This window comes from Hydrogenophaga sp. (assembly GCF_026125825.1).
Taxonomy (GTDB): domain Bacteria; phylum Pseudomonadota; class Gammaproteobacteria; order Burkholderiales; family Burkholderiaceae_C; genus Hydrogenophaga.
Genome location: NZ_JAHCKK010000174.1, coordinates 1 through 4,245 on the forward strand (window position 1 = coordinate 1; position 4,245 = coordinate 4,245).

The 4,245-nt window shown below is 69.8% G+C and carries 6 protein-coding genes; 3 read left to right on the top strand and 3 right to left on the bottom strand.

From position 1 onward, the window contains the following. Positions 1-238 (bottom strand): CoA-transferase (locus tag KIT86_RS24405; protein ID WP_297403227.1); only part of this gene is annotated, 238 nt, incomplete at its 3' end. A 99-nt stretch (positions 239-337) separates the two neighbouring features. Continuing rightward, on the bottom strand, positions 338-1,414 hold the full coding sequence (locus tag KIT86_RS24410; RefSeq protein ID WP_297403228.1) for a maleylacetate reductase: 1,077 nt from the start codon (positions 1,412-1,414) through the stop codon (positions 338-340). 140 nt (positions 1,415-1,554) lie between these two features. On the opposite strand from KIT86_RS24410, the gene KIT86_RS24415 reads away from it, so the two are divergent. Together KIT86_RS24415 and KIT86_RS24420 are read left to right on the top strand one after the other, a co-directional pair. Then, a complete protein-coding gene (locus KIT86_RS24415) occupies positions 1,555-2,271 on the top strand; it encodes a 3-oxoacid CoA-transferase subunit A (RefSeq protein WP_297403229.1) in 717 nt (238 codons plus the stop codon). A 10-nt stretch (positions 2,272-2,281) separates the two neighbouring features. Beyond that, a complete protein-coding gene (locus KIT86_RS24420; protein WP_297403230.1) occupies positions 2,282-2,926 on the top strand; it encodes a 3-oxoacid CoA-transferase subunit B in 645 nt (214 codons plus the stop codon). Between the two features lie 7 nt (positions 2,927-2,933). On the opposite strand, the gene KIT86_RS24425 is transcribed toward KIT86_RS24420, so the two are convergent. After that, positions 2,934-3,857, bottom strand: coding sequence for a LysR family transcriptional regulator (locus KIT86_RS24425; RefSeq protein WP_297403232.1), 924 nt, complete (start codon positions 3,855-3,857; stop codon positions 2,934-2,936). Between the two features lie 129 nt (positions 3,858-3,986). Between KIT86_RS24425 and KIT86_RS24430 the strand changes: the two genes are divergently transcribed. Continuing rightward, positions 3,987-4,245, top strand: a 259-nt coding sequence (locus KIT86_RS24430) for a tripartite tricarboxylate transporter substrate-binding protein (RefSeq protein ID WP_297403234.1), incomplete at its 3' end; no start/stop codon positions are given.

A 4,245-nucleotide genomic window follows, 5' to 3' on the forward strand; every position in this document is an offset into this window, starting at 1 on the left:
GTGGGAACGAGCAGATGATCTTGCGCACGCGCCCTGCCTTGAGCAGCGCCGCCAGCCCGCTGTCGCCATTGCCCGCGTTGTTGTTGACCACCGTGAGCTCGCGCGCGCCTTGCTCAATCAGGCCTTCGATGAGTTCGTTGGGGATGCCCGCCGTGCCAAAGCCGCCGATCAATACGGTTGAGCCATCGGCAACCCCAGTGAGCGCCTCGGCAATGGAAGGTGAGATTTTGTTGATCATGGGAGTCCATCTCTAGAAAAACAGGTGCACTTCCCCTTGGCGTTCGCGAACGAACACCCTGTAAGGGGGCGTGCCTAGGCCCTCGTGGGCCGAAGGCCGTCAGTCCGGCCGGATGCCTTCGTAAGCGCGTTGGAGCAGGTCGCGTATCTCGCCACGCTGTGCTGCTCCGAACGGGCGAGGGTTCCAGTACGGGTTGCTCACAGCAATCTCGGCTGCCCGGTCCAGGTCAGCCTCGTTCATGCCGATGTCCTTGAGTGCTACGGGAGCCCCGTTGGTGTGGGCCAGGTCAAAAAGGCCCGCTGCGGCACTGGCTCGGCCAGTTGCGCCCAAGGCGCGTTCGATGCGCCGCATTGCCTCGGGTGCGGCCGCTGCGTTGAATGCCATCGCCTGTGGCAGCACGACGGTGTGAACCTCCGCGTGCGGAAGGTTGAAGCTGCCTCCAAGGGTGTGACACAGCTTGTGGTGCAGCGCCATGCCCACCGCACCGAGCACGGTGCCGCAGAGCCAGGCGCCGTACAACGCGTCCGCCCGGGCTTCGGCGTCCGTGGGTTGCGCCCAGATGCGCGGCAGCGCGCGGCCCAGCGCGGCAATGCCGTCTTCGGCCATGAGGTCGGTGATGGGGTTGGCGTCCGCCGCGTACAGGCCCTCGGCGGCGTGCGCGATGGCGTTGATGCCGCTGGTCACGCTCAAGGCCACGGGCAGGCCCAGGGACAGCTCGGGGTCGTAGATCACGGTGCGGGGCAGCACGCGCGGGTCCCTGCCGGTCTTCTTCAGGCCGGCTTCGGTGATGCCGTAGATGGGCGTCATCTCCGAGCCCGCATACGTGGTGGGGATGGCGACGATGGGCAGGCCCGAATCGAGCGCGATGGCCTTGCCCAGGCCGGTGGTCGAGCCGCCGCCGATGGCCACGGCGCAGTCCGCACCGAGCTGGCGCGCCACCTCGCGGGCTTCGCGCGCGGTCTCGATGGGCACGTGCATCGCCGCGCGGTCGAAGATGCCGGCGGCGCGCGCGCCCAGCAACTCAGCCACGCGTTCGGCCCAGGCGCGTTGCTCGGGCGTGCTGAGCACCAGCGCGCGCGCCGCGCCCAGGGTGTCCATCTCGCGCGGCAGCTGGGCCAGCGAGCCGGCACCGAAGACCACGCGCGCCGGCAGGTTCTGGTAGATGAAGGATTTCATGGTGCGAATGATGGCAGCGTCTGCCCGCCCGGGCGCGTGCCAGGCCCGCTGAAAATCAGTTTTCCGCAGAGGGAAATGTGGGCGCGCCATGGCGCGCCTTTCGCTGACACAATGCGCGGGCCCCTTGAAGGAGAACTCCCGTGATCAACAAGATTGCCGCCTCGGTCGCCGAGGCGCTCACCGGCATCGAAGACGGCGCCACCGTGCTCATCGGTGGTTTCGGCACCGCCGGCATTCCCGGTGAACTCATCGACGGCCTGATCGACCAGGGCGCGCGCGAGCTCACCGTGGTCAACAACAACGCCGGCAACGGCGACACCGGCCTGGCCGCGCTGCTCAAGGCCGGGCGCGTGCGCAAGGTCATCTGCAGCTTCCCCCGCCAGGCCGACAGCCATGTGTTCGACGCGCTCTACCGCAGCGGCCAGCTCGAACTCGAACTGGTGCCCCAGGGCAACCTCGCCGAGCGCCTGCGCGCCGCGGGCGCCGGCATCGGCGCCTTCTTCACGCCCACCGGCTTCGGCACCGAACTGGCCAGGAACGCCGACGGCACGCCCAAGGAAACGCGCGTGATCCACGGCAAGCCCTATGTGCTGGAGTACCCCATCTCCGGCGACGTGGCGCTCATCAAGGCCGAGCGCGGCGACCGCTGGGGCAACCTCACCTACCGCAAGGCCGCGCGCAACTTCGGCCCGGTGATGGCCACCGCCGCGAAACGCACCATCGCCAGCGTCTACGAGATCGCCGAACTCGGCAGCCTCGACCCCGAGGCGGTGGTGACACCGGGCATCCACGTGAGCGCGGTCGTGCAGATCCCCCGCGTGGCCACGCAGGCCGGCGGCTTCAGGAACGCAGCGTGAGGACCAGACCATGAGCTACACCCGAAGAACCAAGGACGAACTCGCGCGCCGCGTGGCGCAGGACATCCACGACGGCGCCTATGTGAACCTGGGCATCGGCCAGCCCACGCTGGTGGCCAACCACCTGCCCCCGGGCATCGAGGTGGTGCTTCACAGCGAGAACGGCATCCTGGGCATGGGCCCGGCGCCGGCCGCGGGCGAGGAAGACTACGACCTCATCAACGCAGGCAAGCAGCCGGTCACGTTGCTGCCCGGCGGCGTGTTCTTCCACCATGCAGACAGCTTCGCCATGATGCGCGGCGGCCACCTGGACATCTGCGTGCTCGGCGCCTTCCAGGTCTCGGCCACCGGCGACCTGGCCAACTGGAGCACCGGCGAGGCGGGCTCCATCCCGGCCGTGGGCGGCGCGATGGACCTGGCCATCGGCGCCAAGCAGACCTGGGTGATGATGGACCTGCTCACCAAGCAGGGCGCGAGCAAGGTGGTGGCGCAGTGCAGCTACCCGCTCACCGGCATCGGCTGCGTCAAGCGCATCTACAGCGACCTGGCCACCCTGGCCTGCACGCCGCAGGGCCTCGCGCTCATCGACAAGGTCGAGGGCCTGGAACACGCCGAGCTCGAGAGGCTCGTGGGCCTGCCGATCGCGGCGGCCTGAGCGCCTCTCAGCGCAACGCCGCCGGGTGCAGCGGCAGGGGCGCCGCGCGCAGCGCCTGCAGCTGCTCGCGCGCGATCTGCAGGAACGACGTGCCCAGGCGCGAGAGCGGGCGGTGCCGGTTGCGCACCGCGAAGACGGGATAGGTGGGTGCGCCCGGCAAGGCGGTGAACACCAGCCCTTCGGGCCGGTGGGCGCGGGCCGAGAGGTCGTCCACGAAGGCCACCGCCGCGCCCGTGGCAGCCACCGAGCAGGCGGCCAGCCCCGAGCGCACTTCGGCCGCCACGTTGCGCGCCACGCCGTGCGACTCGATCCAGTGGTCGATCACCGCGCTTTGGGGTGCCTCCGGGCTGTAGACCACCAGGCGGCCGGCCAGCACCTCGGCGAGCGCGGGTCGGGCCTTCTTCAGCAAGGCGTGGCCGGCGGGCAAGGCGCAGAGCAGTTCCCAGCGGCCGATCTCCTCGATGTCCAGCGCCGGGTGGTCCAGCGGCGCGCTGGAGATGGCCACGTCGGCCTCCTCGGTCACCAGCAGCTTGACGATCTCGCGCGTGGGCAGCGACTCGAACAGCACGCGCGCGCTGGTGGCCTGGCCCACCAGCGCCGCGATGCAGCGCGGCACCAGCTGCAGCGCGGTGTTGGCGCTGGAGAGCACGCGCAGCGTGGTGCGGGTACCAAAGCGAAGGTGGGCCGCCACGTCGCGCACATGCTGCACACCGCGATAGACCTTCTCGATTTCCTCCTGCAACTCGCGCGCCTCGGCCGTGGGCACCAGCCGGCCGCTGCGGCGCTCGAACAGGGCCACGCCCAGCTGCAGCTCCAGGTGGCGCACCAGGCGGCTGATGCCCGGCTGCGACACGTGCAGCAGCCGCGCGGCCTCGGTGGTGGAGCCGGTGGTCATGACGGCGCGGAACACCTCGATCTGACGCAGGTTCATGGGCCGCATTGTCGCCCACGCATAACCCGGTGTTATTCAGAGCTGGCCGAAAAGTATTGGATCGTATGGGTGAGCCCTCCTAGCATCCCTCTCTGGCCCCGACACCGGGCTTCATTCAGGAGACAAGACATGTTCAAGCTTCACCGGCGCGCCCTGGCGCGCACCGCCCTCGCGGCCGCCCTCAGCGCCACCCTGTCCTCGACCGCCCTGCTCGCCCACGCCCAGGCGCCGGCGGCCTGGCCTACCAAGCCCGTCACGCTCACCGTGGGCTTTGCCGCGGGCGGCTCGGCCGACATCCTGGCGCGCGCCCTCTCGCAGAAACTCACCGGCGTGCTGGGCCAGCCCGTGGTGGTGGACAACAAGCCCGGTGCGGGCGGCACCATCGCGG